Annotated in this window: 22 protein-coding genes; 9 read left to right on the forward strand and 13 right to left on the reverse strand. The window is 71.6% G+C overall.

All coding sequences use genetic code 11. The features are described from left to right. Position 1: 1 nt before the first annotated feature. Complete coding sequence (locus G3576_RS12690; protein WP_164694765.1) at positions 2-1,522, reverse strand: mandelate racemase/muconate lactonizing enzyme family protein; 1,521 nt, start codon at positions 1,520-1,522, stop codon at positions 2-4. Further along, positions 1,519-2,709, reverse strand: a complete 1,191-nt coding sequence (locus G3576_RS12695) for a sulfotransferase family protein (protein ID WP_164694766.1) — start codon at positions 2,707-2,709, stop codon at positions 1,519-1,521. The genes G3576_RS12690 and G3576_RS12695 overlap by 4 nt, the downstream gene beginning before the upstream one ends. 97 nt (positions 2,710-2,806) lie before the next feature. Here G3576_RS12695 and G3576_RS12700 point away from each other — a divergent pair, with 97 nt between their 5' ends. The 3 genes from G3576_RS12700 (at position 2,807) to G3576_RS12710 (ending at position 7,309) form a co-directional block, all read left to right on the forward strand. After that, entirely contained in the window at positions 2,807-3,775 is a 969-nt protein-coding gene (locus G3576_RS12700; RefSeq protein WP_164694767.1) for a Bug family tripartite tricarboxylate transporter substrate binding protein, read from the forward strand. A gap of 244 nt (positions 3,776-4,019) precedes the next feature. Further along, positions 4,020-6,035 (forward strand): BCCT family transporter, encoded by a 2,016-nt coding sequence (locus G3576_RS12705; RefSeq protein WP_328729033.1) that lies wholly within the window; start codon positions 4,020-4,022, stop codon positions 6,033-6,035. Continuing rightward, the gene (locus G3576_RS12710; RefSeq protein WP_328729036.1) at positions 6,032-7,309 is read left to right on the forward strand and encodes an MFS transporter; all 1,278 of its coding nucleotides are present in this window, start codon (positions 6,032-6,034) and stop codon (positions 7,307-7,309) included. Before G3576_RS12705 ends, G3576_RS12710 begins: the two co-directional genes overlap by 4 nt. 59 nt (positions 7,310-7,368) lie before the next feature. Here G3576_RS12710 and G3576_RS12715 read toward each other — a convergent pair whose 3' ends face one another. After that, positions 7,369-9,888 carry an Ig-like domain-containing protein gene (locus tag G3576_RS12715; protein ID WP_164694769.1) on the reverse strand — a complete coding sequence of 840 codons (2,520 nt, stop codon included), beginning with the start codon at positions 9,886-9,888 and terminating at the stop codon, positions 7,369-7,371. 184 nt (positions 9,889-10,072) lie between these two features. Here G3576_RS12715 and arfB point away from each other — a divergent pair, with 184 nt between their 5' ends. Together arfB and G3576_RS12725 are read left to right on the forward strand one after the other, a co-directional pair. Next, a complete protein-coding gene (arfB, locus tag G3576_RS12720) occupies positions 10,073-10,483 on the forward strand; it encodes an alternative ribosome rescue aminoacyl-tRNA hydrolase ArfB (protein ID WP_164694770.1) in 411 nt (136 codons plus the stop codon). A gap of 60 nt (positions 10,484-10,543) precedes the next feature. Continuing rightward, on the forward strand, positions 10,544-11,569 hold the full coding sequence (locus tag G3576_RS12725; RefSeq protein WP_207622795.1) for a phosphotriesterase family protein: 1,026 nt from the start codon (positions 10,544-10,546) through the stop codon (positions 11,567-11,569). Here G3576_RS12725 and G3576_RS12730 read toward each other — a convergent pair. Both G3576_RS12730 and G3576_RS12735 read right to left on the reverse strand, forming a co-directional pair. Further along, on the reverse strand, positions 11,559-12,653 hold the full coding sequence (locus G3576_RS12730) for an extracellular catalytic domain type 1 short-chain-length polyhydroxyalkanoate depolymerase (protein WP_164694772.1): 1,095 nt from the start codon (positions 12,651-12,653) through the stop codon (positions 11,559-11,561). The two genes, G3576_RS12725 and G3576_RS12730, sit on opposite strands and share 11 nt — an antisense overlap. Before the next feature lie 41 nt (positions 12,654-12,694). Next, positions 12,695-13,102 carry a CopG family transcriptional regulator gene (locus G3576_RS12735; protein WP_235951840.1) on the reverse strand — a complete coding sequence of 136 codons (408 nt, stop codon included), beginning with the start codon at positions 13,100-13,102 and terminating at the stop codon, positions 12,695-12,697. 139 nt (positions 13,103-13,241) lie between these two features. On the opposite strand from G3576_RS12735, the gene G3576_RS12740 reads away from it, so the two are divergent. Genes G3576_RS12740 through G3576_RS12750 form a run of 3 tightly spaced genes read left to right on the forward strand, consistent with a single transcriptional unit; the run spans position 13,242 to position 16,276 of the window. Further along, positions 13,242-13,679, forward strand: coding sequence for a MarR family winged helix-turn-helix transcriptional regulator (locus tag G3576_RS12740; protein WP_328729040.1), 438 nt, complete (start codon positions 13,242-13,244; stop codon positions 13,677-13,679). Continuing rightward, complete coding sequence (gene mdlC / locus G3576_RS12745) at positions 13,676-15,274, forward strand: benzoylformate decarboxylase (RefSeq protein ID WP_164694775.1); 1,599 nt, start codon at positions 13,676-13,678, stop codon at positions 15,272-15,274. The genes G3576_RS12740 and mdlC overlap by 4 nt, the downstream gene beginning before the upstream one ends. A 36-nt stretch (positions 15,275-15,310) precedes the next feature. Beyond that, complete coding sequence (locus G3576_RS12750) at positions 15,311-16,276, forward strand: Bug family tripartite tricarboxylate transporter substrate binding protein (RefSeq protein WP_164694776.1); 966 nt, start codon at positions 15,311-15,313, stop codon at positions 16,274-16,276. Between the two features lie 63 nt (positions 16,277-16,339). Here the strand turns inward: G3576_RS12750 and G3576_RS12755 are convergent, their stop codons facing one another. Genes G3576_RS12755 through G3576_RS12785 form a run of 7 tightly spaced genes read right to left on the reverse strand, consistent with a single transcriptional unit; the run spans position 16,340 to position 22,620 of the window. Next, positions 16,340-17,449: a 5-methyltetrahydropteroyltriglutamate--homocysteine S-methyltransferase gene (locus G3576_RS12755; protein WP_164694777.1), complete on the reverse strand. Its 1,110-nt coding sequence runs from the start codon at positions 17,447-17,449 to the stop codon at positions 16,340-16,342. Positions 17,450-17,466: 17 nt separating this feature from the next. After that, positions 17,467-18,177: an ABC transporter ATP-binding protein gene (locus tag G3576_RS12760; RefSeq protein WP_164694778.1), complete on the reverse strand. Its 711-nt coding sequence runs from the start codon at positions 18,175-18,177 to the stop codon at positions 17,467-17,469. After that, positions 18,170-18,916, reverse strand: a complete 747-nt coding sequence (locus G3576_RS12765; protein WP_164694779.1) for an ABC transporter ATP-binding protein — start codon at positions 18,914-18,916, stop codon at positions 18,170-18,172. Before G3576_RS12765 ends, G3576_RS12760 begins: the two co-directional genes overlap by 8 nt. Continuing rightward, complete coding sequence (locus G3576_RS12770; protein ID WP_164694780.1) at positions 18,913-19,836, reverse strand: branched-chain amino acid ABC transporter permease; 924 nt, start codon at positions 19,834-19,836, stop codon at positions 18,913-18,915. The genes G3576_RS12765 and G3576_RS12770 overlap by 4 nt, the downstream gene beginning before the upstream one ends. Further along, positions 19,833-20,699, reverse strand: coding sequence for a branched-chain amino acid ABC transporter permease (locus G3576_RS12775; protein WP_164694781.1), 867 nt, complete (start codon positions 20,697-20,699; stop codon positions 19,833-19,835). The genes G3576_RS12770 and G3576_RS12775 overlap by 4 nt, the downstream gene beginning before the upstream one ends. Continuing rightward, complete coding sequence (locus G3576_RS12780) at positions 20,696-21,859, reverse strand: ABC transporter substrate-binding protein (protein ID WP_207622797.1); 1,164 nt, start codon at positions 21,857-21,859, stop codon at positions 20,696-20,698. The genes G3576_RS12775 and G3576_RS12780 overlap by 4 nt, the downstream gene beginning before the upstream one ends. Positions 21,860-21,888: 29 nt before the next feature. Further along, a complete protein-coding gene (locus G3576_RS12785; protein WP_164694783.1) occupies positions 21,889-22,620 on the reverse strand; it encodes a GntR family transcriptional regulator in 732 nt (243 codons plus the stop codon). Between the two features lie 129 nt (positions 22,621-22,749). Here G3576_RS12785 and G3576_RS12790 point away from each other — a divergent pair, with 129 nt between their 5' ends. Beyond that, the gene (locus tag G3576_RS12790) at positions 22,750-23,583 is read left to right on the forward strand and encodes an alpha/beta fold hydrolase (RefSeq protein ID WP_164694784.1); all 834 of its coding nucleotides are present in this window, start codon (positions 22,750-22,752) and stop codon (positions 23,581-23,583) included. Positions 23,584-23,832: 249 nt separating this feature from the next. Here the strand turns inward: G3576_RS12790 and G3576_RS12795 are convergent, their stop codons facing one another. Further along, on the reverse strand, positions 23,833-26,124 hold the full coding sequence (locus G3576_RS12795; RefSeq protein WP_235951842.1) for a xanthine dehydrogenase family protein molybdopterin-binding subunit: 2,292 nt from the start codon (positions 26,122-26,124) through the stop codon (positions 23,833-23,835). Between the last annotated feature and the right edge of the window lie 32 nt (positions 26,125-26,156).

Raw genomic sequence — 26,156 nt, forward strand, 5'->3', positions numbered from 1 at the left:
CTTACGGGGTCGGGATCACCACCGGATCGGCGAGGGCCAGCGCCGCGATCCGCGCGGGGTCCGGCGCCAGGCCGATGCCCGGCCCCTCCGGCCCGGTCAATCGGCCGTCCCTCACGGTCAGAAGTCCGGGGGCGACGATGTCCTCGGCCAGGGACGTGACGCCGCAATCCATGGGGTGATGGGCGTCGAGGCCGAGCGCCTGCGCCATCTGCCAGTTGGCGGCCGTCGCGACCGCCGTCTCGTAGAAGGAATGCAGGGACGGCGTCAGGCCAAGCCGGGCGGCCACGGCGGAGGCGTCCCGCAGCCCGGCGATGCCGCCCCAGTAGAAGATGTCCCCCAGCACGACCAGGTCCGTCAGCCCCAGGCGATGGGCGGCGACGAGGTCCGGCGGCTCGATCAGGCACATGTTGGAGGCAAGCCGCCCCGCCCCCGCTTCCCGCAACCGCGCGAAACCCTCCAGCGCGTCGGTCGGGTCCTCATGGAACTCCAGGTCCAGCGCGGCGGTGCCGGCGACCAGGCGCCGCGCCTCCTCCGGGCTATAGGCGCCGTTGGGGTCGCAGCGGAGGCGGGTGCCGGGCGGCAGGGTGTTCCGCAGGGCCGTCAGCGCGGCGATGTCCCAGTCGATGCCGGTGGCGGCGGATTTGTACTTGAAGGCGCGGATGCCGTGATCCGCCGCGATCCCCGCCGCCAATTCCGCCACGCGCGGCGCCAGCGAGACATCGGCCATGTGCGCCGTGATCTCGGCGCGCTCCATCGCCCGGCCGGGCACGGCGGCGGGCAGCGGGCAGGCGACCTCGACCGGGCGCAGCGGCGCGGATTGCCCGAGCAGTGCGGCCAGCGTCACGCCGAGATGCTTCGCGGAAGCGTCCCAGGCCGCGAGGTCGAGGCCCGCATAGGCCGCCAGCCCGTTGCGGCCATGCCGGTTGTCGAAGCTGATCCGGGCGAAGCTGCGCCGCAGCGCCGCGCGGTCCCGCAGCGCATCCCGCCCGATCCAGCCCTTGGCGATCGCCACCACCCGCGCCGCGCAATCCGGCGTGCCGTTGGTCTCCCCCCAGCCCTCCGTGCCATCGGCCAGGCGGATCGCCACCAGCGTCCGGTCCTGCTTCGGCGTGCAGTACATGGAGCTGACATAGAGGTGCTTCAGCGGCAGGGCGAGGCGCTGGACCCTGATGGAGACGATCCGCGTCGGGCTGTCCTTCGGCACCGCGGGCAGCGGCGGCAGCGGACCCTCGGCGGCGACGGCGGCATCAAGCGCGGCGGCCAGCGACACGGCGCGGGGCAGCCCGCCTTCCCCGGGCCTGACCGCCAGCGTCACGCCCATGGCGCGCGCCAGCGCTGCCAGATCCCGCAGCCCGGCCAGGCCGCCGGCGCTGTCCGCATCCGCCACCACCAGCGTGGTGCCCCGCGCGAGGCAGGCGGCGAAGGGGCCGGGCGTCAGGCCAGCCGCCCCGATCGCACGCGGCGCGGCGGCGATGCCGCCGAGCCAGGTGGCCTCATCCAGACCCAGCAGGGCGTTGGTCATCCCAGGAATCTCTCCGGATCGGGCAGGGCGATGTTCGTCCCCTCCACCACCAGGCGGAGGTCCGGGCGCTGCGCCGCCTCGGCCGGCACCCGCAGGCGGAAGGCGCAGTGCCCGTCGGCCAGGCCCGCCGCTGCCAGGTCCGGCCGCATCAGCTGGGCGCGGGTGGCGGCGAGCGGCGTGGCCCCGGCCATCAGCACGACGGTGACGGGCGCCGGCGCCAGCAGGTCCAGCGCCCAGCCATGCAGCACGCCATCCTCCACCCGGTCCAGCCGGCCCATGACGTTGCGCGGCGCGCGCCGCTTTACGGGCGGCGAGGCCAGGAAGTCCGCCACCTCCGCATAGTCGGCGCTGGCGCGGATGGCGGCGGCGAAGGGCGGCAATTCGTCATCGGCATGGAATTCGTAGCGGTCGAAGACCTTGTCCCCCGCCCCCTCCGCCAGCGCCTGCTGGCAGCGGGAGAAGGCGGCGAAGGCGGCTTCGAAGGCCGGGCCCTCCGCCGCCACATCCGCCTCGAACCGCGCCCGCGCGGCCGCGTGCAGCGCGATGTCGGTGGCGAAGAGGTCGCGATGCAGGGCGGCCTCCGCCCGTGCGCGGTCGCGCAGCGCGGCCTGGTCCGGCGACAGGCGCGTGACGTTGCGCGCAATGTAGAGCGGCGGCGCCCAGCCGAGCCGCCGCGCCATGAGCAGCAGGGACCGGTCGAATGCCTCCGCGATCCCCGCCACCAGCACCGCACCGTCCAGATTGGCCAGCGCGGCTTCCAGCACCGGGCGCGTCGTGCGGCCCGCGATCTGGCGGGCCTGGGTATCGCCCCTTCCCTGCGCCGTCAGGTAGTCCAGCGGCGACAGCGCGCCGCTCAGGATGGCGTCGCGCTGGGCGTGGTGGGGGTAGGTGAAGGCGTAGAAGTATTCGGACAGCGCCCGCTCGACCGGATCCCGCAGCAGGGTGAAGTAGTGGCAGGGCTCCCGCAGCGCCTGGTGCAGGCCGAGGAACTGGTGCCCCGTCACCAGGCGGATCTCCCGCCCCGCCATCCCCGCCCGCACGGCCTTCGCGACCTCCGGCATCGGGCGGGGGTCGCCGCTGCCGAGGTCGAAATAGAGCACATGCCGCGCGCCATATTGCCGGGACAGCACGGTGCGGAGCGAGGAGCCGGCGGTCTTCGGCACATGCAGGAAGACGTGGTGCGGCATCTTGTGAGACGGGCTGCCCTGATCGGTGAGATTCCCTCTGCCGCAATCGGCCGGGCGCGGCAACACTGCCACGGAACAGTTGAAAGGCCCCGAAGGCATGCCCTCCCGCCGCGCCCTGCTTGCCCTGCCATTCGGCCTGGCTGTCCCGGCGGCCCGCGCGCAGGGCACCTGGCCCCAGCGGCCCGTGCGCCTGGTGGTGCCCTTCCCGCCCGGCGGCACGACGGATGTGCTGGCCCGCGCCATCGCCGCCAAGTGGCAGGAAGGCTGGGCGCAGCAGGTGGTGGTGGACAATCGCGGTGGCGGCGGCGGCGTGATCGGGACGGAAGCCGTGTTCCGCGCGCCCCCCGATGGCCTGACCCTCGTGCTCGGCAACAACCAGACCCACGGCACCAATGGCGCGCTGATCCCGGGCCTGCCCTATGACCCCGCCGGCTTCGCCGCCGTCACGCTGGTGGCGAAGGCGCCGCATGCGCTGGTGGTGCCGGCTTCCTCCCCGGCCCGCAGCGTGGCGGACCTCGTGGCGCTGGGGCGGCAATCGGCGCGGGGGCTCTCCTATGCCTCCTCCTCCGCCGGCTCGGCTTCCCACCTCATGAGCGAGACCTTCGCGCGGCGCAGCGGCATGAACGCGACGCATGTGCCCTATCGCGGTGCCGCACCGGCGGCGATGGACCTGGTGGCGGGGGTGGTGGACTTCATGATGGCGACCTGGGCCAGCGTCTCGGCCCTCGCCGCCGATGGCCGCATCCGGGTGCTGGGGGTGGGTGGCGATGCCCGCTTCCCCGACCTGCCCGCGGTGCCGACCCTGCGGGAACAGGGCTATGACTATCTCAGCGGCGACAGCTGGTTCGGGCTGTTCGCGCCCCTCAACACGCCCCTGCCGGTGCTGGAGGCCGTGAACGCCGCGACCGTCAGCGCCCTGGCGGACCCAACGGTGCGCGGGCGGCTGGAGGCGGCGGGCTTCCGGGTGGAGACGATGACCGTCCCCGACTTCGCCCGCTTCCACCAGGCGGAGGTCGGCCGCTGGGCCGCACTGGTGCGGGAAAGCGGCGTGACGCTGACACAGTAGCGCGAGGGCATCGTCCTCGACAACACAGCCACCTGGTCGATGGGTGTCGTCGTGGTGTTCCGCTGGTCACCCGGCCTGGCGGGACGTGGCGCCGGCTTTTTCCGCGGTGTCTCCGGCTGTTCTCACCACCGGCATTGCCTCGTCCGCCATGGCCCGCCGGAGGGGTCGCGGCTCGACGCCCCTTGGCGGCACGCTGGTCGAACCCGGCCGGGGGAGCGGCGTTGGGGGCCTGCAACTTGAACAGGTGCGACAGGCCGCGCCACAGGAGGCCGAGATTTCCGACCAGCGCCCACCCTCCTCCCGCCAAACCCCGGTCGCCGCTCTGGGCCCCGTCTTCCTGGTCTCCGCCAGCCTGGTCGCGCTGATCGTCACCGCCGGCGCCACCGCCCCTGCGGCGGTCGGCGACATCTTCACCACGCTCCAGGCCTGGGTCATGGACCGGCTGGGCTGGTTCTACCTGCTCTCCGTCGCGGTCTTCGTGGGCTTCGTCCTCTACCTCGCGGTGAGCCGGCATGGCGACGTCAAGCTCGGCCCGAACCACGCGGAGCCCGACTACAGCTACGGCTCCTGGTTCGCCATGCTGTTCAGCGCCGGCATGGGCATCGGCCTCGTCTTCTTCGGCGTGGCGGAGCCCGTCATGCACTTCACCACGCCCCCGGTCGGCGAGGCCGCGACGGTGGAGGCGGCGCGCGCCGCGATGCGGAGCACCTTCTTCCACTGGGGCCTCCATGCCTGGGCCATCTACGCCGTCGTCGGCATGTCGCTGGCCTATTTCGCCTTCCGGCGCGGCCTGCCGCTGACGGTGCGCTCCGCCTTCCACCCGCTGCTGGGTGACGCCATCCACGGGCCGATCGGCCATGCCATCGACATCTTCGCCGTGCTCGGCACGGTCTTCGGCGTCGCCACCTCCCTCGGCCTCGGCGTGCTGCAGATCAATGCGGGCCTCGCCTACCTCACCGGCCTGCCGGAGTCGCTGCCGATGCAGGTCGGGCTGATCGCCGCGATCACCGCCATGGCCGCCATCTCCGTCGCGCTCGGCCTCGATGCCGGCATCCGCCGATTGAGCCAGCTGAACGTCATCCTCGCCGCGGTCCTCGTCATCTTCGTCGCGGCGGTGGGGCCGACGGTCTTCCTGCTGCAGGCGCTGGTGCAGAACACGGGCGGCTACCTCAACGAATTCGTCGCCCGCAGCTTCAACCTCTACGCCTATGAACCGAATGCCTGGCTGGCTGCCTGGACGCTGTTCTACTGGGCCTGGTGGATCTCCTGGTCGCCCTTCGTCGGCATGTTCATCGCCCGCATCTCCCGCGGGCGGACCATCCGCGAATTCGTGCTCGGCGTGCTGCTGGTGCCGACGGCCTTCGCCTTCGTCTGGCTCACCGTCTTCGGCAACACCGCGATCGCGATGCATCTGTCGGGTGCGACGCGGGTGGTGACGGATACCGTTGCCGCCAACCTGCCGCTGGCGATCTTCGCCTTCCTGGAGCAGTTCCCCCTCTCCACCCTCACCTCGGCGCTCGCGACGCTGCTGGTGGTGACCTTCTTCATCACATCCGCCGACAGCGCCGCGCTGGTCATCGATACCATCACCGCCGGCGGCTCCGACCGCGCGCCGGCCTGGCGGCGCATCTTCTGGGCGGTGACCGTGGGCGTGGTGGCGGCCGTGCTGCTTTTCGCTGGCGGGCTGCAGAGCCTGCAGACCGCCACCATCGCCAGCGCGCTGCCCTTCACGGTCGTCATGCTCGCCATGTGCTGGGGGCTGCACAGCGCGCTGCGGCTGGAGGCGCTGCGCGAGACCATCCGGCTGGCTGCCGCCCCCGCCGCCGGCCCGGTGCCGGGTGCCTGGCAGCGCCGTCTGCACACCATCCTGCACAACCCCTCGCGCGAGGAGGTGCTGCACTTCCTGCGGGATACCGCCGCCCCCGCGCTGGACGCGGTGGCGCGGGAGCTGCGCGCCCGCGGCGTGGAGGCGGAACTGCTGCGGGAGGAGGAGCGCATCCGCCTCATCGCCAGCCCGGGCGCGGCGGAGGAGTTCCGCTACGGCATCCGGCTGCGCAGCCATGCCGCGCCCAGCTTCTCCTTCGCCGGCGGCCCGGGGGACGACGAGGAGCGAAGCTGGCGCGCCGAGATCTTCCTGCGCGAGGGCGGCCTGGACCAGGATGTGATGGGCCTGGACCGCGAGGCGCTGATCGCCGACGTGCTCGCCCGCTACGAACGGCACCTGGCCTTCCTGCAGGCGGCCGAGCGGACGCGCCGGTGACGCGCGCGGCAGGCGCGGGCGGCGCCGCGCTCCGCCCCGTCGCCGCGCTGCTGGCCGCCGTCTTCATGGCCATGGCGGGCAGCGGCCCGCTTGGCACCGCGGTCAGCCTGGGGATGGAGGCCGCGGCGCTGCCCCGGCCCGTCATCGGCCTGGTGATGTCGGCCTATTTCGCCGGGCTCACCCTCGGCTCGCTGCTCGCCTACCGGGTCGTGCTGCGGGTCGGGCATATCCGCGCCTTCACGGCCTTCGCCTCGGTGGTCTCGGCCGTGACGCTGCTCTACCCGCTGCTTCCGCCGCCCTACGCCTGGGTGCCGCTGCGGCTGGCCGAGGGCTTCTGCATGGCCGGCATCTTCATCTGCGTCGAGAGCTGGCTGAACGACCATGCGGGCCCGGCTTCGCGCGGGCGCATCCTCGCCTCCTACATGATCTGCGTCTATCTCGGGCAGGCCTCGGGCCAAGCGGCCCTGGCGCTGGACGGGGGCGGCGACGCGATGCGCGTCTTCCTGCTGGTCTCCGTGCTGATCTCCTTCGCGGTGCTGCCGGTCGCGCTGACCCGCATGCCCTCCCCGGCCCTGCCCGAGGTCATCTCCTTCCCCGCGCGCCGGCTCTGGGCGGCCTCGCCGCTCGGCATCGCCGGCACGATCGCGAGCGGGCTCGTGCTGGGCTCGGTCTACGCGCTCGGCCCCGTCTTCGCTCGCGATGCCGCGGGCTTCGAGGCCGGGGGCGCGGCCCTGTTCATGGCGGTGCTGATCGCGGGTGGCGTGCTGCTGCAATGGCCGCTCGGCCGGCTGTCCGACGCCTTCGACCGCCGGCGCGTGATCGTGGCGACGCTGGCGCTGCTGACGGCGGCGGCGCTTCTCGTCGCCTTCATGGCGGAGCGCGGCGGCCTGCCGCTGCTGGGCGCGGCGGCGGCCTTCGGCGGCGTCGCCCTTGCGCTCTATCCGCTCTGCGTGGCCCACACGAACGATCATCTGTCGCGGGGCGACCGCGTGGCGGCCAGCGGCGGCCTGGTGCTGGCCTATTCCGCGGGCGCGACGGCGGGACCCCTCCTCGCCTCGGCGGCCATGGTGGCGCTGGGGGGGCGCGGGCTGTTCCTCTTCGCGGCCGCGGTCGGCCTGCTGGGCCTCGGCTTCGCCGCCTGGCGCCTGCTGGCCCGCGCGCCGGTGCCGGCGGAGCGGCAGGGCACCTTCCAGCCCCAGCCAGGCACGACGCCGATTGCGGCGCCGCTGGACCCGCGCACCGCCCTGCCGGCCGCGGGCACCGCCGCCTCCTGACCGCTACGGGGGGAGACGGCGCGGCGCGCGGGCGCCCGGCGGCCCCCTTTCCCGGGGCCTCAGGCGATCAGCGTGTATCCATCAAGGTAGCTGAAGGCGACGACGACCGGCGCCGCGTCGTTCCCCGCCGCGTCCTCCGCCGTCACGCGCAGGCTGTGCGTGCCCGCGGAGAGCGGGCCGAACAGCGCCTCCAGGTCCAGCGTGAAACGGCCCTTGGCGTCGAGGGCGACGGCGCGGGCGCCACCGCCATCCAGGCTCGCCATGACGACATCGAGCCCGTCCCGGTTGTCGAAGGCCATGCCCTGCAGCACCGGCGCGCCAGCCGCCTGCATCCCCGACTGGGCGCCGAGCAGCACCACGGGGGCGAAGGTATCGGCCTCCGCGCTCAGGCGCGCCACGCCGAATTCCGCGACTTTCCGGCCGGTCTCGATGCCATCGACATTGGCGTATTCGAAGTGGATGCCGGCATAGATCCGGCTCTTGCCGGCTTCCAGCGCGGCATCGATGAAGTTGTCGAAGCTGCGCGTCACGCCCGGCAGGCCGACGCTCTCGTTGGAGAAGGCGATCTCCCCCAGCATCATCGTCAGCGCATAGGCGGAGGCGGCGGAGCAGGTGGCGTGGCCGGAGAGGTAGTCCGGGTGGTTCGGCGTACCCAGCAGCGGCGTCCAGGCCGGGTCGGCCTCCGTCAGCGGGTTGCCGTCCTGGTCCGCCTCCCGGATCGCGGTGATGGGGCGCCAGGCGTTGAAGGTGTATTTCGCGTCCCAGGCGGCGATGGCGCCATCGGCCTGGACGAAGTTCAGCACCGCCAGCGTCCAGGCATTGGTGGAGGTGGAATAGCCGCCATCCTCCAGCACCTCCCCGGCGATCTGCGCCCAGCGGCCGGCGGGGGTGTAGCTGCCGGACTGGTCACGCCAGTAGCGCGCGATCTCCGTCTGGTCGGCCGTGCGGGTGGCGGAATTGATGGCGCCGAGCTCCTTCACCTCGTTGAAGGCGGCGGCGTATTCCGCGCTGGTCAGGTCCGGCGGGCCATCCGGGCGGAACTGGTCGCCGCGTTCCAGCGCCCAGGGCGTGACATCCCCCCATTGCGGGTTGAGGCCGCCGATATTGGGCGGCAGGGCGCGCCACTGCCCGATCCCGGTATTGCCGGGCTCGATGAACTCATTGTCCGCGCCATCGACGGCGCGGATCGCCATCACCGCATCGGCAACGGTGCGGCCGAATTCCAGCGCCTGGTCCTTGGCCGGGCCGTGCGGCACATGCGCCAGGTCCGCGGCCAGCTTCGCATCGAAGGTCGCGGCCTGGTCGGGGTAGAGCGTGCTGAGCACGCGATGCGCGGCAGAGACGACGGCGGCGTAGCTGGAAATGCCCTCCGGCGCATCGAGGTTCACCATCAGGGTGCGAGTGCCCTCGATGGCGGCCAGCGTGTCCAGCACCGCGGCACTTTCCATGCCGAGCACGCGGGTGGCGACGCCGGTGATGGAGCCGGCCGCCTTGATGGCTTCCAGCGTCGCGAAGTTCCAGGACAGCACGGGGTCCACGATCGGGGTCGCGTCCCGCACCACCTCGATGGTCTGGGCCGTGCTGTTGCCGGCCGCATCCGTGATGGTGAAGGCGAAGCTGTTCAACCCGGCATCGAGCGCGATGTCGGCCAGGGTGAAGCGGCCATCGGCGCCGACATTCACCGCCTTGTCGCCGAACAGGATGACGGCGCCGGCCTCCGCCGTGCCCGTCAGCGTGACGAAGGCGAAGCCCGTGGCCCCATCGCCGAGCGCGCCGGTATCGGAGGAATTGGCGAGCCCGATGCTGGCCTGGCCTGGCGCCGTGGTGTCCACCGTGACGGCGTAGTCGGCGGAGGGGGCGCTTTCCTGGCCCGATTTGCCGATGGCGATGGCGGAATAGCTGTACTCCCCATCGCCGGGGCCGCCGCCGCGCCTGTCCTCCAGGCGCCAATTGCCATCCTCATCGGCGCGCGTCCTGCCGATGCTGACGCCGTCGCGGAACACCTCCACCCGCACGCCCGCGGCGGCGGTGCCGGTGACCATCGGCGTTGCATCCGCCGTGATGCCATCCCCGGCCACGCCGGTATCGGTGCCGAGGCCGGTGATGACGGGCGCCGCCGGCGTGCCGGCCACCACGGTGCCGTCGGCGAAGGCCAGCTTCTCCACATCCAGCAGCAAGTCGGTGCCCTCCGCGAGGCCGGCGCCGCCGATACCCCTGACGATGAAGGCGCCGCCGCCGAGGTCGATGACCTCGTAATCCGCGGCATTGCCGAGGTAGCGGGCGGTATCGGTGCCGCTGCCGCCGACCAGCAGGTCGTTCCCCCGGCCGCCCGCCAGCACATCGTCGCCGCCGCCGCCGAAGAGGCTGTCATGCCCGCTGCCGCCAACCAGGCTGTCCCGCCCCTGCACGCCCATCAGCCAGTCATCGCCGCCACCGCCATCGAGCGTGTCATTCTCCCGCCCGCCGATGATGGTGTCGTCGCCGCCGAGGCCCAGCACCTCCACGGGCGAGCGGCCGCGCCGCTGGTCGACCACGATCCGGTCGCCCCTGGCGGTCCCGGTCAGCAGCGCAGAGGTCATGGGGGTGCTCCATCCCGCGGTTGGGCCGGCATCCTGACGGGAGCCGCCAGGCGGAATGTTACCAGAGCGTGTGGAGAAGAGTCAGCCATGAACCGTAGGTTTACTATCGTTCCGGTTGCAATCGGCCCGGCGGCACCGGGGGCCTTCCCCGGGCAGGCCCCGCGCGGGCTATAAGCGGCCCGCCATGGCCCGCATCCCCCCCATTCCCGACGACGCGCTGGAGGAGCGGTTCCTCCGTGCCTCCGGCCCCGGCGGGCAGAACGTCAACAAGGTGGAGACGGCGGTCGAGCTGCGCCTCGACCTCAATCGGATGGAACTGCCGGAGGGGATGGCGCGGCGCCTGCGAACCCTGGCCGGCCGGCGCATCACCGGAGAGGGCGTGCTGGTGATCCAGGCGCAGCGCCACCGCACCCAGGACCGGAACCGGACGGAGGCGCGGGAGCGGCTGGACGAGCTGCTGGCCAAGGCGGCGGAGCCCCCGCCCCCGCCGCGCCGCGCCACCCGGCCGACGCTCGCCTCCAAGACCCGCCGGCTGGAGGGCAAGAGCCGACGCGGCGAGATCAAGAAGGACCGCGGGAAGCCGCGGGACGAGTAGCCCCGGTTGTTCCCCGACAGGACGCGGGCGATGCTCCGCGCCGCAACAGGGGGACGGCGCATGGCGGGCAGCATTACGACGGTCTTGGGGCCCATCGCGCCGGAGCAACTCGGCACCACGCTGATGCATGAGCATCTTCTCTGCGACATCACACCGCCCGCGCTGCGCGGCAGGCCGGAGCTTGCGGTGAAGATCACGCAGCAGAACCGCTACGACATCGATTACGGCCGCCGGCCGAACACGGAAAAGACCAAGCTGCTCGACCGCGAGCTGGCGGTGGCGGAGGTCGAGGCCTTCAGGCGCGATGGCGGCGATGCGATCGTGGAGCTGACCATCGGCGGGCTGGCGCCGGATCCGCTCGGGCTGGTCGAGGTCTCCCGCCGCACCGGCGTGCATGTGGTGATGGGCTGCGGCCACTACGTCCATGCCTACCACGCGCTCGAGAATGCGACGCGGAGCGTGGACGACTTCGCGCAGGAGATGGTGCAGGCCGTGCGCCAGGGCGCCTGGGGGACGGAGGTGCGCGCGGGCATCATCGGGGAGATCGGCTGCACGGAGGAATGGAGCGAGCAGGAGAAGCGCGTGATGGCGGGCGCCGTCATCGCGCAGCAGGAGACGGGGGCGGCGCTGACCATCCACCCCGGCGCGGTGCCCGACCAGCCCATGGAGATCATCGATTTCCTGAAGGCGCGCGGCGGCGACATCCCGCGCACCATCATCGACCACATCGACCGCACCATCTTCGACCATGACCGGCTGTTCCGCCTGGCCGATACGGGCTGCGTGCTGGAATTCGACCTCTTCGGCTACGAACACGCCTACTGGTCCTTCGCGCCGATCACCATGCCGAATGACGGCGTGAGGCTCGATATGATCCGCGCGCTGGTGGAGCGGGGGCATCTCCACCAGATCGCGATCTCCCAGGACATCTGCCGGCTGACGCGGCTGCTGGCCTATGGCGGCCACGGCTATGGCCACATCCTGCGCAACGTCGTGCCCTTCATGCGGGAGAAGGGATTCTCCCAGGCCGAGATCGACACGATCCTGGTGGAGACGCCGCGCCGGCTGTTGACGATCAGCGATTGAGCCTGTGCTGGTCGAAGAAGTCGAGCATGGCGCGGGAGGCATCGGGGCCGCGCGGATCCGTGTAGCTGCCGGCCGCATCGCCGCCGGACCAGGCATGGCCGCCGCCATGCACCACCCATTGCTCCAGCACAGGCCGGCCTGAGGCATCACGCTGCTGCCGGCGCGTGAAAGCGTGGCCGCCGGGGGCCTGGCCGCGTTCCTCGGACAGGCTGAGCCCCGTGGTGGCCGCTTCCTGCTGCGCCAGCACGGCATCGCCGTTGCGGGGATGCACCGTCGCGTCCTTGTCCGCGTGGAAGACGATGGTCGGCACCAGGCGCTTCGCGGCGGGGGCCGCCCCGCCCTGGCGCATGGCGGCGAAGGCGGAGGGGATGTCCCGCGCCGCACCCGCCGGCAGGCCCGAATGCACGCCGACGGCCGCGAAGATGTCGGGATAGGCCTGGCCCAGGATCGCCGCCGCGGCCCCGCCGGCCGAGAGCCCCGCGACGTAGACGCGGCGGGGGTCCACCGCCTGGTCGCGCATCACCTGCCGCGCGATGGCGGCGATTAACGCGGTCTCCGTCCCGCTGCGCCGCTGCTGCGCCGCGTCGAACCAGTTCCAGCAGCGCTGCGCATTGGCGCCCTGAGTCTGAGCGGGATAGGCGACGAGCATGCCGCGCTCCTCCGCCCATTCATTCATCCGCGTGCCAGCGGCGAAATCCTCCGGCGACTGCGTGCAGCCATGCAGCATCACCAGCAGCGGCGCCGGCGCGGCCGGCTTGCGGGCGGGGATATAGAGCCGGAAGTCGCGGCTGTCCGCGGCGATGCGGCAGGACAGCGACAGGAAGCGCGCGCCATCGGCCACGGGCGGCGGCGTGTGGGGCCGCATGCGGTCCCGCAGCGTGCGCATGGGGTCGGCGATCGCGTCCATCGCTTCCGGCGGCACATCGAAGATGCGGCCGCGGGGTGGCGCTGGCTTGGTGGCGGTAGCGGCGGGCTGGGGCTCAGCGGCGCCGGACAGGGCGCGGCGCAGCAGGGCGGTCGCCTCCGCCAGGCGGCCGGCGCGGGTCAGGCGGGTGGCTTCCTCGATATCGGACATCATGGTCATCGGTACTTTCAGTGTAGAGGAGAATTGTTGTCGGGAAGCGATCAGCGGATGCGGTCGGCCAGCGCGGCCTTCACCGCGGCGCTGGCCTGGAGCGCGCCCATCACCGTGATTCCGGCGATGGCGGCGCGGGCGAGTTCGGCCGGCACGTCCATCGCGATGCTGGCCAGGCCGAGGACTCGGATCTCGATCATCCGGCCCGCTTCCACCACCGCCTCCAGCTCCGCCCGCGTGACGTGGCGGAGCCCGAGGTCGAGGCCGCGGCGCATGATGGAATGCCGCGCGGCATCGGCATGGCGATCGGCCAGGTTGCGGATGGCAGTGCGGATGAAGTCGGTGCGGTTGGCGTAGAAGCCGTCCTTCACCAGCAGGTCGATATGGCCGAGATCGACATGGCCGAGGTTGATCGTGATCTTCTCGGTCTCGGCCACGCCCTTGGGTCGCTGATCCATCCACTTGCCATCCATGCACCATCCACTGGGATGGTTAAGGCGATAGGGCCAGGGAGGTTCCGGATCGGCAGGCGGAACATCCGGTTGCGGCGGCGCCTGATCGTTGGATATCCTACGATCGATCGGGAGGAAGCGGGCTGTGTCGGCATCAGGCGGGCTGGAGGGGCAGGTCGGATTCCTGCTGCGCCTGGCGCAGGAGGCGAGCTTCGCCGCCTTCGCCCGCCGCACCGGGGAGGCCGCGCTGCGGCCAGGCCGCTACGCCATCCTGAGCCTGGTCGGCGCGCATCCCGGCATCTCCCAGACCGCGCTCGGCCAGGCGGCGGGGCGGGACAAATCGACGCTGACGCCGGCGCTGGCCGACCTCGAGAAGCGCGGCCTGCTGCGGCGGGACCGGGTGGCGGGGGACCGGCGCAGCTACGCGCTGCGGCTGACGCCGGCGGGCCGCGCCATGCTGACGCGCCTCGCTGCCCATGCGGCGGCACATGATCGTGACTTGGATGCGCTGGTGGGGGAGGAAGCGCGGGACGCCGTCCTCGCCGCGCTGCGCCGTATCGCGGGCGGATGGGGGGAATCATGAGCGGCAGGACGACGGTGCGGCAGGCGGTCTTCGACCTGCTGCGGGATCGCGGCATCGACACGGTCTTCGGCAATCCGGGATCGACGGAGCTGCCCTTCCTCGACCGCTGGCCGAGTGACTTCCGCTACGTGCTGGGGCTGCAGGAAGCCAGCGTGATCGGGATGGCGGATGGCTATGCCCGCGCCGCCGGTCGCTGCGCCTTCGTGAACCTGCACTCCGCGGCCGGCGTCGGCCATGCGCTGGGCAATGTCTTCACGGCGTACCGCAACCAGGCGCCGATGGTCATCACGGCCGGGCAGCAGGCGCGGTCCCTGCTGCCGAACCTGCCCTTCCTGGGCGCGACCGAGGCCGCCGCCTTCCCCCGCCCCTACGTCAAGTTCAGCATCGAGCCCGCGCGCGCCGAGGACGTGCCGGCGGCGATCGCGCAGGCGCACCGCATCGCACTGAGGAAACCCTGGGGCCCGACCTTCGTCTCCATCCCCTCCGATGACTGGGCCGCGCCCTGCTGGCCCGTGCCGATGCGGGAGATGGCGGAGGATTCCGGCCCCGACCCCGCGCTGCTGGCACGCGCCGCGTTGCAGCTGGCCGCCGCGAAGAATCCGGTGCTGGTGGTGGGGCCGGAGGTGGATCAGGGAGGCGCCGGCCCGGCGCTGGTGGCGCTGGCGGAGCACATTGGCGCGAAGATCCTGACCAGCCCCTTCGCCAGCCGCATCGCCTTCCCCGAGGATCATCCCCTCTTCGGCGGCTTCCTCGCTGCGGCACCGCAGGCGGTGTCGGAGGCGCTGGCCCCGCATGACCTCGTGCTGGTGGTGGGCGCGCCGGTCTTCACCTTCCATGTCGTGGGCGATGCCGCCATATTCCGCGAGGGCCCGCCCATCATCCAGCTGACGACGGATGCAGAGGCGGCGGCGAGCGCGCCCGCGGGGCTCTCGATCCTGGGCAGCCTGAGGCTGGCGATCCCCGCGCTGCACGCCCTGCTGCCGAAGGGTGACCGCGCACCGCCCGCCCCGCGCATCCGGCCCGCGCCGCCGCCGCCCGCCGATCCCATCCCCGCCGCCTGGCTGCTCTCCCGCCTCCACGCCGCCATGCCGGCAGGCACGGTGCTGGTGGAGGAAGCGCCATCGCACCGCCCGGCCATGCACGCGCAAATGCCGATGCGCGACTGGGGCGGCTTCTTCACCATGGCGAGCGGCGGCCTCGGCTACGGGCTGCCAGGCGCCGTCGGCGTCGCGCTGGCGCGGCCGGGCACGCGCGTCGTGTGCCTGATCGGCGACGGGTCGATGATGTATTCGCCCCAGGCCCTCTGGACCGCGGTGCAGGAGAAGCTGCCGCTCGCCGTCATCGTCATCGACAATGCCGGCTACGGCGCCATGCGCTCCTTCAGCCAGGTGCTGCAGGTCCGCGACGTGCCGGGGATCGACCTGCCGGGGCTCGACTTCGTCTCGCTCGCCCGCGGCATGGGCTGCCCCGGCGTGCTGGTGACGAAACCGGAGGAACTGGATGGCGCGCTGGCACAGACCATGGCGCATCCCGGGCCGATGCTCGTGCAGGTCGTTGTCGATGCGGCGGTGCCGACGCTCTATCATCGCCACTGAACAGACGGGCCGACAGAGCCCGCAGGGAGGAACACCATGGTGAAGACGACCCGCCGTGCCTTGCTCGCCGCGCCCGCTCTGCTGGCCTTGCCGGCTCACGCACAGACCTGGCCATCGCGCCCCATCCGCATCATCGTCCCCTTCCCGCCCGGCGGGCTGGTGGATGTGCTGGCACGATCCATCGCGCAGCCCATGTCGGCGCAGCTCGGCCAGCCCGTGGTGGTCGAGAACCGCGTCGGCGCCGGGGGCAATATCGGCGCCGACGTCGCGGCGAAATCCGCGCCGGACGGGCATGTGCTGCTGGCGACCTCGATGGGCCCGGTCGCGGTCAACCAGTTCATCTACCGCAGCATGCCCTACGACACGCAGACCGCCTTCGCCCCCATCACCCTGCTGGCCAGCACGCCCAAGGTTATGTGCGTGACGAATGGCCGCCCCTGGCGCAGCGTGCAGGACGTCGTCGCTGCGGCGAAGGAACGGCCGGGCATTCTGACGGCGGGATCGGCGGGCGCGGGCACCAGCCTCCACCTCGCCCTCGAACTCTTCAAGCAGGCGACGGGGACGGATATCCAGCACGTGCCCTATCGCGGCGCGGGGCCGGCGCTGACGGACCTGGTCGCGGGGCAGATCGACCTGGTGATCGACAACCTGCCGAACATCCTCGGCCAGATCACCGGCAACCAGGTGCGGCCGGTGGCGGTCGCGACGCCGCAGCGCCTGCCGCAACTGCCGCAGGTTCCGACGATGGCGGAAGCCGGCATCGACTTCGTCTTCGGCACTGCCTTCGGGCTGGTGGCGCCCGCCGGCACGCCGGAATCGATCATCACCCGCGTCGCGGGCCTGGTGCGGGATGCGCTGCGGGAGCCGATGATCGGGGGCAGGCTGAGCGAGCAGGGCGCGATCGTCGGAGGGGGTGGGCCCGCCGAATTCGCGGCGCTGATCGCGCGGGAGAAGGCGGTGCTGGAGCCGGTGATCAGGGCAGCCAACATACGGGCGGAGTAGTGGGGGAACGCTGTTCCCCCACACCCCCATGCCAGGGGCGAGACGCCCCTGGACCGTCAGAAATTACAGGCTCTGCCAGACTTCCTGGGCCACCTCGACACATCGAGAAAGCTTGGCCCACTGCTCCTCCACCGTCAGCGTGTTGCCCTCCTCGGTGGAGGCGAAGCCGCATTGCGGGCTGACCGCCAGCTGGTCGAGCGGCGCATACTTCGCCGCCTCGTCCAGCCGCCGCTTCAGCAGCTCCTTCGTCTCCAGGTCGCCGCGCTTCGAGGTGACGAGGCCCAGCACCACCGTCTTGCCCTTCGGCAGGAAGCGCAGCGGTGCGAAGCTGCCGGACCGCTCGTCATCATACTCCATGAAATAGGCATCGACATTGATGCCGTTGAACAGCACCTCCGCCACCGGGTCGTAACCGCCGGACGCGATGTGCATGGAGCGGAAATTGCCGCGGCAGAGATGCATGGACACCACCATGTCCTTCGGCCGCGCATCGATGGCGCGGTTGATCAGCGTGGCATACTTGCCGAGCAGGCCCTCCGTCTCCTCGCCCCGCGCCTTCAGCCCCGCGATCTGCTCGGGATCGCAGAGATAGGCGATGTTCACCTCATCGAGTTGGAGGTAGCGGCAGCCCACGCCGGCGAAATCCGCGACCGCCGCGGCATAGGCCTCGCCCAGATCGGCGAAGAAGCCGTCCATCTCCGGATAGGTGTGGCTGTCCACCGCGCGGCGACCACCGCGGAAATGCAGCACCGACGGGGACGGGATGGTGATCTTCGGCACCGCGCCCTGCGCATTCGCGGCCAGGAAGGCGAAATCCTGCACGAAGGGATGCGGCTTGTAGCTGATGCGGTCCGTGACCTTGAGGCCATAGGCCTTGGTCTGCCCGCCCTTGAACTGGATCCCCTGGTCGGACTCATACATGTCCACGCCACCAAGCTTGGCGAGGAAGTCGAAATGCCAGAAGGCACGGCGGAACTCGCCATCCGTCACGGCCTTCAGGCCGATCGCCTTCTGCTGCGCCACGACATCGATGATGCAGCGATCCTCGATGGCGCGCAGCGCCTCGTCGCTCATGGTCCCGGCGGCACGCGCCGCGCGGGCCTCCCGCAATTCCATCGGGCGCAGAAGGCTGCCGACATGGTCGGCGCGGAAGGGGGGAATGGTGCCGGGCATGGCGTTTCCTTTGCTGGTCAGTGAAGCGAGAGGCCGAGATGGCGTTCCAGCAGCGCGGGCTCAGCGAGCATCTGCGAGGAAGCGCCTTTGGCGACGATGCGGCCGCGATCGAGGATCACGGCCTGGTCGGTGATGGGCAGGATCTGGGTGGCGTGCTGCTCAATCAGGATCGCGGCCATCCCCTCATCCCGCACCAGGCGCTGGATGGCGAAGAGCAGGCCCTGCACGATGACGGGGGCGAGGCCTTCCAGCGGTTCGTCCAGCAGCAGCAGGCGCGGGTTCAGCATCAGCGCGCGGCCGATGGCGAGCATCTGCTGCTCACCGCCCGACAACTGGCTGCCAAGGTTGCGGCGACGCTCCGCGAGGCGGGGGAAGAGCGCATAGACCGCCTTCTCGTCCCAGCGCCCGGGCCTCGCGACCGCGGTCAAATTCTCCGCCACGGTCAATGAACGAAACACCGCGCGTTCCTGCGGCACCCAGCCGAGGCCGAGCGTGGCGCGGCGTTCTGGTGCCAGGCGATCCAGCACCGTGCCCGCCAGGCGGATGGCCCCGCCGCGCTGCCGCGCGATGCCCATCAGCGTGTTGATCAACGTCGTCTTGCCCGCGCCGTTGCGGCCGAGCAGCGCCAGCGCCTGGCCTTCCTCGACGCGCAGCGAGATGCCTTCCAGCACCAGCCCCTCGCCCCATCCGGCGCTGAGGTTCTCGATGAAGAGCAGCGGGTCAGCCATGCGCCACCTCCGCCGTGCCGAGATAGGCTTCCCGCACGCGGGGATCCTTCGCGATGGCGTCGGGCTCTCCGTCCGCCAGCACGGCGCCGAAGGCGAGCACGGTGATGCGCTCCGCGAAGCGGAAGACGAGGTCCATGTCATGCTCGATCAGCAGCACGGCGACGTCGCGCGGCAGGGCGGCGATGGCCTGCATCACCTCCCGGCTCTCGGCGGGCGGCACGCCGGCGGCGGGTTCGTCCAGCAGCAGCACGCGGGGCTTCAGCGCCAGGGCAAGGGCGATCTCCAGCAGACGCTGGCGGCCATAGGGGAGTTCGGCGGTGGGGCGGGTGCGGTCGGCCTCCGGGAAATGGAGATCATCCAGCAGCCGCGCGGCCTCCGCGCCATGGCGCGCGCCGCGCCACCAGGTGGCGCCCTGCCCTTCCCGCTCCCCGATCGCCAGAGTCACTGATTCCAGCGGCGTGAACTGGGGAAAGAGCTGGTTGACCTGGAAGGTGCGGGCCAGGCCGGCGCGGACGCGCGCGTGCTGCGGCAGATGCGTGATGTCCTGCCCGAAGAGCATCACCTGGCCCTCCGAGGCCGGCAGCGCGCCGCTCAGCAGGTTCACGAAGGTGGTCTTGCCCGCGCCGTTGGGGCCGATCAGCGCGTGGCGCGCGCCAGGCAGCAGGTTGAAGCTGACCGCATCCACCGCGGTGAAACCACCGAAGCGGCGCGTGAGATGGCAGGTGCCGAGCGCGATCATCGGCGCGTCATCCGGCGCAGCGCCCCCATCAGCCCGCCGCGGCCGAGCAGCGCCAGGGCGACCAGCGCGATGCCCAGCCAGAACTGCCAGAATTGCGGGCTGGCTTCCGACAGCGTGTGATGGGCGATGGTGAAGGCCGCCGCACCGATCAGCGCGCCATAGAGCGTGCCCAACCCGCCGAGGACCAGCATCAGCAGCCCCTCCGCCGATCGCTGGAAGGACAGTGCATCGAGCGAGGCGAATTGCGTGGTCTGCGCCAGCAACGCGCCGGCGACGCCCGCATAGGCGGCCGCGATCACATAGGCCGCGGCGAGGCGCCGCTTCACGGGAATGCCGATCGCCGCCGCGCGCTTCGGATTTTCGCGGATCGCCCGCAGCGAAAGTCCGAAGGGCGAGCGGACGAGAAGCTGCGCCAGCAGGAACAACACGAACAGCACGGCCAGGCTGTAGAGATAGGCGGTGCGGCCCCAGAGGTCGAAACGGAAGGCGCCGAAGACGGGCCAGATCTCCACCCCCTGCAACCCATCCGCGCCGCCGGTCAGGAAGGCCGCCTTGTTCGCGGCCTCATACAGCATCAGGCCGAGGCCGAGCGTCACCATCAGCCCCGCCAACTCGCCAGCGCGCAGCACCAGCGGCGCCGTCACAAGCCCCAGCAGCGCCGCCACCGCAGCTGCGATCAGCAAGCCGCTGATCGGCTCCCCCCAGCCCTGCTGGCCGAGGATGCCGGCGACGTAGGCGCCGAGCCCGAAGAAGGCCGCATGGCCCAGCGTGACGAAGCCCGCATAGCCCACCAGCAGGTCGAGCGAGAGAGCGAAGAGCGCCGCGATGGCGATGGCGGAGAGCAGCGGCAGCTGTTCCGGCATGGCGAAATAGGCGCCGATGGCGACCAGCCAGGGCAGGGCGTGCAGCGCGATCCTCATGCGTCGGCCCGCTTCAGCAGGCCGTGCGGGCGGGCCAGCAGCAGCACGACCATGGCGGTGTAGATGATGAAGGCGCCGACCTCCGGCACATAGTACTTGCCGAGCACATCGACGATGCCGAGCAGCAGCGCCGCGACGAAGGGGCCGATGACGGTGTTGGTGCCGCCGACGGCGACGACGATGAGGAAGTAGACCATGTACTTCAGCGGGAAGGTCGGATCGAGGCCCAGCACTTCCACCCCCAGCGCGCCGCCGAGCCCCGCCAGCGCGGAGCCGAGCGTGAAGGTGAGGGCAAAGAGCCGCGGCACCGGCAGGCCCATGCCGCGCGCCACCACGCCGTCATCCACCGCCGCGCGCAGCTGCGCGCCGAAGCGCGTGCGCACCAGGCCCAGATGCAGCGCCGCCACCAGCGCCCCGCATACCGCGATGAGGAAGATGCGGTAGCGGCCGAGGCCGACACCCCAGAACTCCACGCGGCCCGACAGCCAATCCGGCAGCTGGATCAGCTGCTGCCGCGCGCCCATGAACCAGTCCACCGCCGCCCCGAGCACAAAGACGAGGCCGATCGAGAAGAGTACCTGCTCCAGATGGTCCCGCCGGTAGAGCCGGACATAGAGCGTCCGTTCGAGCACCAGCCCCAGCACCCCCGCCGCCACCGTGGCGCCCGCCAGCGCCAGCGGGAAGGGCACGCCCATCCGGTTCAGCAGGACCACGCAGACATAGCCGCCGACCATGCCGAAGGCGCCATGCGCCAGGTTCACCACATTCATCAGGCCGAGCGTGACCGACAGGCCCACCGACAGGACGAAGAGCAGCATCCCGCTGGCGAAGCCATCGAGCAGGACGGAGAGGAAGGCCGTCATCCCTCGTCGCGGACCTGCGGGATGCGGTCGAACTCGATGTTCCAGATCTGGCCGTCACGCCGCTCCGCGCGGCGGATGTAGATGTCCTGCACGATGTCGCGGGTGTTGGCGTCGATGGTGATCGGCCCGCGCGGGCTGGTCCAGGACAGGCCCTTGGCGGCGGCAACCAGGCGCTCGCCATCGTCATTGCCGTTGGTGCGCTTCAGGGCCTCCGCGATCAAATGCATGCCGTCGAAGCCGCCGACCGCCATGAAGTTCGGGCGGACATTCGGCAGCACCTGCGCATAGCTCTCCAGGAAGGCGCGGTTCTCCGCGCTGTCATGCGCGGCGGAATAGTGGTGGCTGGTGATGGCACCCAGCGTGACATCGCCCATCTCGTTCAGGATGTCGTCGTCCAGCACGTCGCCCGTGCCGATGACGCGGATGCCCGCCTGCGCCAGCCCGCGCTCCGCGAACTGCTTCATGAGTGCCGCGCCTTCGCCCGAAGGGACGAAGATGAACAGCGCTTCCGGCGCGGCATCGCGGACGCGCTGCAGGAAGGGCGCGTAGTCGGGGTTGCGGAGCGGCGTGCGAAGTTCGAGGGCGATGCGCCCGCCGGCCGCGGTGAAGCGGTTCTTGAAGGCGCGCTCGGCATCGAGGCCCGGGGCGAAGTCGGTCACCAGCGTGGCGACGTTGCGGATGCCGTTCGCCGCCGCCCATTGCGCCATGGGCGCCGTGGCCTGCGGCAGGGTGAAGGAGGTGCGCAGGATGAAGGGGGAGCGCTGGACGATCACGGAGGTCGCCGCCGCCATCACCACCATCGGCACCTTGGCCTCCGTCGCGATGGGCGCGGCGGCCAGCGCCAGCGGCGTGAGGCCGAAGCCCGCCAGCGCCTTCACGCGTTCGCGCACCACCAGTTCCTGCGCCAGGCGGCGCGTGACGTCGGGCTGCGTGCCGGTATCGTCGCGCAGGAGGATCTCGATCCGGCGGCCGGCGACACTCTCCCCGTTGCGGCGAAGCCAGGCCTTGATGCCCGCATCGACCTGGCGGCCGGTGCTGGCGAAGGGGCCGGTCATCGGCAGGATCAGGCCGATGCGGAAATTGCCGGACTGCGCCTGGACCAGGCGAGGCGCGGCGAGCGTGGCGGTGGTGGCGAGCGCGAGGGCGCGGCGAGTGATCATTCTTGTTATCCTCCCTTGCATGCAGCGGGTCAGGCGACGGCGTCGCTGAAGGTGATCAGGGCAGCGAGGCCCTCGGCCTCACCGGAATCGAGGATGAGTCGCAGGTTGCGCCGCGCATTGTCGGCATGCTCGCGCGCCAGCGCTTCGGCCCGCGTGCCCTGCCCGGCCTCCAGCGCTTCCACCAGCAGATGGTGCTGCTGGTGGGCGAAGGTCAGCAGGCGGTGGCGCTGCGGCGCGCTGCCGGGGCTGGGGACAAGGGCGGAGGCGCTGGCGAAGGGCAGCGCTTCCACCGCCGCGATGGCGCGCGACAGGGGCGCATTGCCCGCGGCCTCGGCGATGGCGGCATGCAGCGCGGTGTTCATGGCGCCGTAGGCGTCGAGCGCTTCCTCATCCAGCACGCCGCGCGCCAGCGCCGCGTCGCCCTGGTCCAGCGCCTCATGCAGCCGCCGCGACAGGCCGCGGGAGACGCCGTGTTCCGCGACCAACCGCGCGGCCATGCCTTCCAACTGGCCGCGCAGCGCCACCGCGTCATCCACCTCCCGCACCGTGAAGGCGCGCACGGCGAAGCCGCCGCCAGGCGCGGGCACGGCGAGACCTTCGGATTGCAGGGCGGAGAGCGCCAGGCGGATGGGGGTGCGGGACATGCCGAGTGCCTCCGCCAGCGGGATTTCCGCCAGGCGGTCGCCGGCGCGGAGACGGCCGGTGAAGATGCGGGCACGGAGCTCGATCAGGGCGCGCGCGGCCTGGCCGGTCAGGGGCATGTCGTTCGTTCCTGGACGGATGCCGGATAACACCGCGGCCATGTTGCATGCAATGGGGCTCTCTACGCATGCAATTCCAGCCCCAGGCAGCCCGGCCTAAGCTGGCGCCGCCCACCGCAGGAGACCGCCATGCCCTTCACCGCGCCCCCTCGCCGACGCGGCGTGCTGGACCGCCCGGATTGCCGCATCGCCTATGAGGTGACCGGGTCAGGGCCCGCGCTGGTCTTCGCCCATGGCCTCGGCGGCGGGCTGATGTCCTGGTGGCAACAGGTGGCGCATTTCGCACCGCGATACACCTGCGTGGCCTTCAGCCATCGCGGCTTCTTCCCCTCCACCGCGCCGGAAGGCGGGCCGGACCCGAAGGACTACGCCGGTGACCTCGCGGCGCTCGTCGATAACCTCGGCCTCGGCGAAATCCGCCTGGTCTGCCAGTCCATGGGCGGCTGGACCGGCGTGGAATACGCGCTGCTCCGCCCCGGCCGCGTGAAGGCGCTGGTGCTGGCGGCCACCACCGGGTCGCTCGACGTCCGCCAGGTGGATGAGGCGACGCGCGCGAAACTCGAAGCCTGGAACAGCACGCACGCCAACACCCGCGCCGAGCTCGCTTCCCGCAACATCCTGGCCGCCGGCGGCGCGGCGATGGCGAAACAGAAGCCGGCGCTGCACCACCTCTATGCCCAGATCGACGCACTCAGCACAGGCCTCGACAAGGAAGGCGTGCGGAAGAAGCTCTACGACCAGCGGAAGCGCCACCCCGCGGACCTCGCCGCCGCGAACTGCCCCGTGCTGTTCCTGCCCGGTGGCGACGACGTGGTGCTGCCCCCCTTCGCCGGCGCGGCGATGGCCCCGCTGATCCCGGGCGCCCGCGTCGCCACCATCCCCGTGGCTGGGCACTCCGCCTACTTCGAACATGCGGCGGCCTTCAACGCGGTGGTGGAGGCGTTCCTGGTCGAGGCGGGGTAGCCCCGTCGGCCACGGAGAGGGGCTGCGCGCCCCTCTCCGGACCTCACCCGCGCCAGGGGGCAACGGCCCCCTGGACCGCGAGGTTGTTTGGTCGTTGGAGGGAGGGGCGCGGCGCGACCGCTTGTCTGAAGCGCGCTCCATGCCCCTCCCTCCAACGACCAACCTCGTGGGTTCCCAAGGGCCCGCTGGCCCTTGGCGGGGTTGGGGTATCGGGGAAGGGGCGGAGCCTCTTCCCCGGGCCACCAGGCGCTACTCCCGCCCCGCCAGGGCAGTCCACACCCGCGATGGAGTCAGCGGCAGGTCGAGGTGGGTGACGCCGTCCTCGGCGAGGGCGTCGAGCACGGCGTTGGTGATGGCGGCGGGCGCGCCGTTGGTGGGGAGTTCGCCGACGCCCTTGATGCCGAGGATGTTGTTCGGGCTCGGCGTCGGCACGGAGGTCCAGTCGAGATCGGGAAAATCCTCGGCGCGGGGCATGGCGTAGTCCATCAAGGTCGCGGCGAGCAGCTGGCCGTCCTCGTCGTAACGGGCGTCTTCCATCAACGCCTGGCCGATGCCGGCGGCGTAGCCGCCATGCAGCTGGCCGCCGAGCAGCATCGGGTTCACGACGAGCCCGGCATCGATGGCGGCGGCGAAGCGGTCGAGGGTGATGGCGCCGGTCTCAGGGTCCACGTCCACCTCGGCGATGGCGATGCCGGTGGGCCAGGTTTCGACCGTGTCGGCGCAGTCGGCGCTGGCGGCCAGGCCGCCGGTGCGGGCGGCGAGGTCGAGCAGCGTGATGCGGCGGTCGGTGCCGGCGATGGTGTAGGCGCCGGCCTCGAAGACGATGTCGACTGGCGCGGCTTCCAGCGCCTCTGCCGCCACGCCGCGGCCCTGCTCGATCAGCGTGTCCGCCGCGCGGGTCATGGTGGCGCCGGAGATGATGGTGGAGGAGGAGCCGCCGGTGCCGCCGCCGCGCGCGATGCGGTCGCTGTCGCCCTGCACGATGCGGATGCAGGCGGGGTCGAGGCCGAGCCGCGCGGCCAGGATCTGCGCATAGGCGGTGGCGTGGCCCTGACCCTGGCTCTGCGTGCCGGTGCGGGCTTCGACCGTGCCGTCCGGCAGCACCGACACGCCGGAGGTCTCCGTGCCCCAGCCGCCGGAGCCGTGCAGGTGGCAGGCGAAGCCGCGGCCGCGGCGGAGGCCACGGGCGCGGGAAGCATCGCGGCGGGCGGCGTAGCCGGCATCGTCGGTGCGGGCCAGGACGGCGTCCATCAACGCGGCGTAGTCGCCGCTGTCGTAGCGGTAGCCGAGTGGCGTCGCGTAGGGGAAGGCATCGCGCGGCACCAGGTTGAGGCGCCGCAGGGCTACGGGGTCGCGGCCCGTGTCCCGCGCCGCCTGATCCACCAGGCGCTCCAGCAGCACCAGCGCTTCCGGCTTGCCGGCGCCGCGCACGGCATCGACCGGCGCGGTGTGGGTGAAGGCGCAGCGGAGGTGGAGATGGGCGGCGGGGATGGCGTAGAGGCCGGTGATGACCTTGGCCATGCCGCCGGTCGGGATGGTGGGATTCACCGTGGAGACATAGGCGCCGAAATTCGCGACACCCTCCACGCGGATGGCCGTGAAGCGGCCGTCTTCATCCAGCGCGAGCGCGGCTTCCGCCACGAGGTCGCGGGCGTGCGTGTCTGCCAGATGGTGCTCGCTGCGTTCCTGCACCCAGCGCACATCGCGCTTCAGTGTCATGGCGGCGAAGACGGCGAGGGCCTGTTCGGGATAGGGCGGCAGCTTGGGGCCGAAGCCGCCGCCGACATCCTCCGTCACCACGCGCAGCCGCTCCCTCGGAATCTTCAGGATGTGGTCGCAGAGGATGCGATGCAGCAGGTGCACGCCCTGGGAGGGTGTGGTCAGCGTGACGCGCTGCGCCGCTTCGTCCCACTGCGCCAGCGCCCCGCGGGGCTCGATGTAGCCGGCCAGGATGCGGGGCGATCGGAAGGTGACGCGCGCGATGTGGGCGGCGGCGGCGAAGGCGGCGTCCACCGCGCTCGCATCGCCCTTGTGCCAGTCGCAGACGAGGTTGCCAGGCGCTTCGTCATGCACAAGCGGCGCGCCGTCCGCGAGCGCGTCGTCGCCGCGCACCACGGCGGACAGCGGGTCGTACTCCACCATGATCGCCTCGGCGGCATCGCGCGCCTGCGCGAGGGTTTCCGCCACGACCATGGCGACGATCTCCCCGACATGGCGGACACGGTCGCGGGCAATGGGCAGGCGGGGCGGCTCGATGTGGCGGCGGCCGGCGGGATCCTTGATCTCCGTGACCGCGGGGTTGTGGCCGAGCGCGCCCGTATCCGCCGAAGTGATGATGGCGGCGACACCCGGCATGGCGCGGGCCTGATCGGTATCGACCGCCACGATCCGCGCATGGGCATGCGGGGAGCGCAGGAAGATCGCGTGCAGCGCGCCGGGCGCCGCGACATCGGCCATGTAGCGGCCGCCGCCGGTCAGCAGGCGCGGGTCTTCGAGCCGCCGCATTGGTGCACCGAGACCCGGAAGGACGTCGAAGGCCATGCATGCTCCCCTGCTGCGCGGACCATTGCCGC

Source organism: Falsiroseomonas algicola (assembly GCF_011040385.1).
In the GTDB taxonomy this organism is placed as follows: domain Bacteria; phylum Pseudomonadota; class Alphaproteobacteria; order Acetobacterales; family Acetobacteraceae; genus Falsiroseomonas; species Falsiroseomonas algicola.

What these genes read in the sequence shown, in the direction of transcription:
- G3576_RS12690 (WP_164694765.1), bottom strand. Translation starts at nt 1,522, where the DNA reads ATGACCAACGCCCTGCTGGGTCTGGATGAGGCCACCTGGCTCGGCGGC.
- G3576_RS12695 (WP_164694766.1), bottom strand. Translation starts at nt 2,709, where the DNA reads ATGCCGCACCACGTCTTCCTGCATGTGCCGAAGACCGCCGGCTCCTCG.
- G3576_RS12700 (WP_164694767.1), top strand. Translation starts at nt 2,807, where the DNA reads ATGCCCTCCCGCCGCGCCCTGCTTGCCCTGCCATTCGGCCTGGCTGTC.
- G3576_RS12715 (WP_164694769.1), bottom strand. Translation starts at nt 9,888, where the DNA reads ATGACCTCTGCGCTGCTGACCGGGACCGCCAGGGGCGACCGGATCGTG.
- arfB (WP_164694770.1), top strand. Translation starts at nt 10,073, where the DNA reads ATGGCCCGCATCCCCCCCATTCCCGACGACGCGCTGGAGGAGCGGTTC.
- G3576_RS12725 (WP_207622795.1), top strand. Translation starts at nt 10,544, where the DNA reads ATGGCGGGCAGCATTACGACGGTCTTGGGGCCCATCGCGCCGGAGCAA.
- G3576_RS12730 (WP_164694772.1), bottom strand. Translation starts at nt 12,653, where the DNA reads ATGACCATGATGTCCGATATCGAGGAAGCCACCCGCCTGACCCGCGCC.
- G3576_RS12735 (WP_235951840.1), bottom strand. Translation starts at nt 13,102, where the DNA reads ATGGATCAGCGACCCAAGGGCGTGGCCGAGACCGAGAAGATCACGATC.
- mdlC (WP_164694775.1), top strand. Translation starts at nt 13,676, where the DNA reads ATGAGCGGCAGGACGACGGTGCGGCAGGCGGTCTTCGACCTGCTGCGG.
- G3576_RS12750 (WP_164694776.1), top strand. Translation starts at nt 15,311, where the DNA reads ATGGTGAAGACGACCCGCCGTGCCTTGCTCGCCGCGCCCGCTCTGCTG.
- G3576_RS12755 (WP_164694777.1), bottom strand. Translation starts at nt 17,449, where the DNA reads ATGCCCGGCACCATTCCCCCCTTCCGCGCCGACCATGTCGGCAGCCTT.
- G3576_RS12760 (WP_164694778.1), bottom strand. Translation starts at nt 18,177, where the DNA reads ATGGCTGACCCGCTGCTCTTCATCGAGAACCTCAGCGCCGGATGGGGC.
- G3576_RS12765 (WP_164694779.1), bottom strand. Translation starts at nt 18,916, where the DNA reads ATGATCGCGCTCGGCACCTGCCATCTCACGCGCCGCTTCGGTGGTTTC.
- G3576_RS12770 (WP_164694780.1), bottom strand. Translation starts at nt 19,836, where the DNA reads ATGAGGATCGCGCTGCACGCCCTGCCCTGGCTGGTCGCCATCGGCGCC.
- G3576_RS12775 (WP_164694781.1), bottom strand. Translation starts at nt 20,699, where the DNA reads ATGACGGCCTTCCTCTCCGTCCTGCTCGATGGCTTCGCCAGCGGGATG.
- G3576_RS12780 (WP_207622797.1), bottom strand. Translation starts at nt 21,859, where the DNA reads ATGATCACTCGCCGCGCCCTCGCGCTCGCCACCACCGCCACGCTCGCC.
- G3576_RS12785 (WP_164694783.1), bottom strand. Translation starts at nt 22,620, where the DNA reads ATGCCCCTGACCGGCCAGGCCGCGCGCGCCCTGATCGAGCTCCGTGCC.
- G3576_RS12790 (WP_164694784.1), top strand. Translation starts at nt 22,750, where the DNA reads ATGCCCTTCACCGCGCCCCCTCGCCGACGCGGCGTGCTGGACCGCCCG.
- G3576_RS12795 (WP_235951842.1), bottom strand. Translation starts at nt 26,124, where the DNA reads ATGGCCTTCGACGTCCTTCCGGGTCTCGGTGCACCAATGCGGCGGCTC.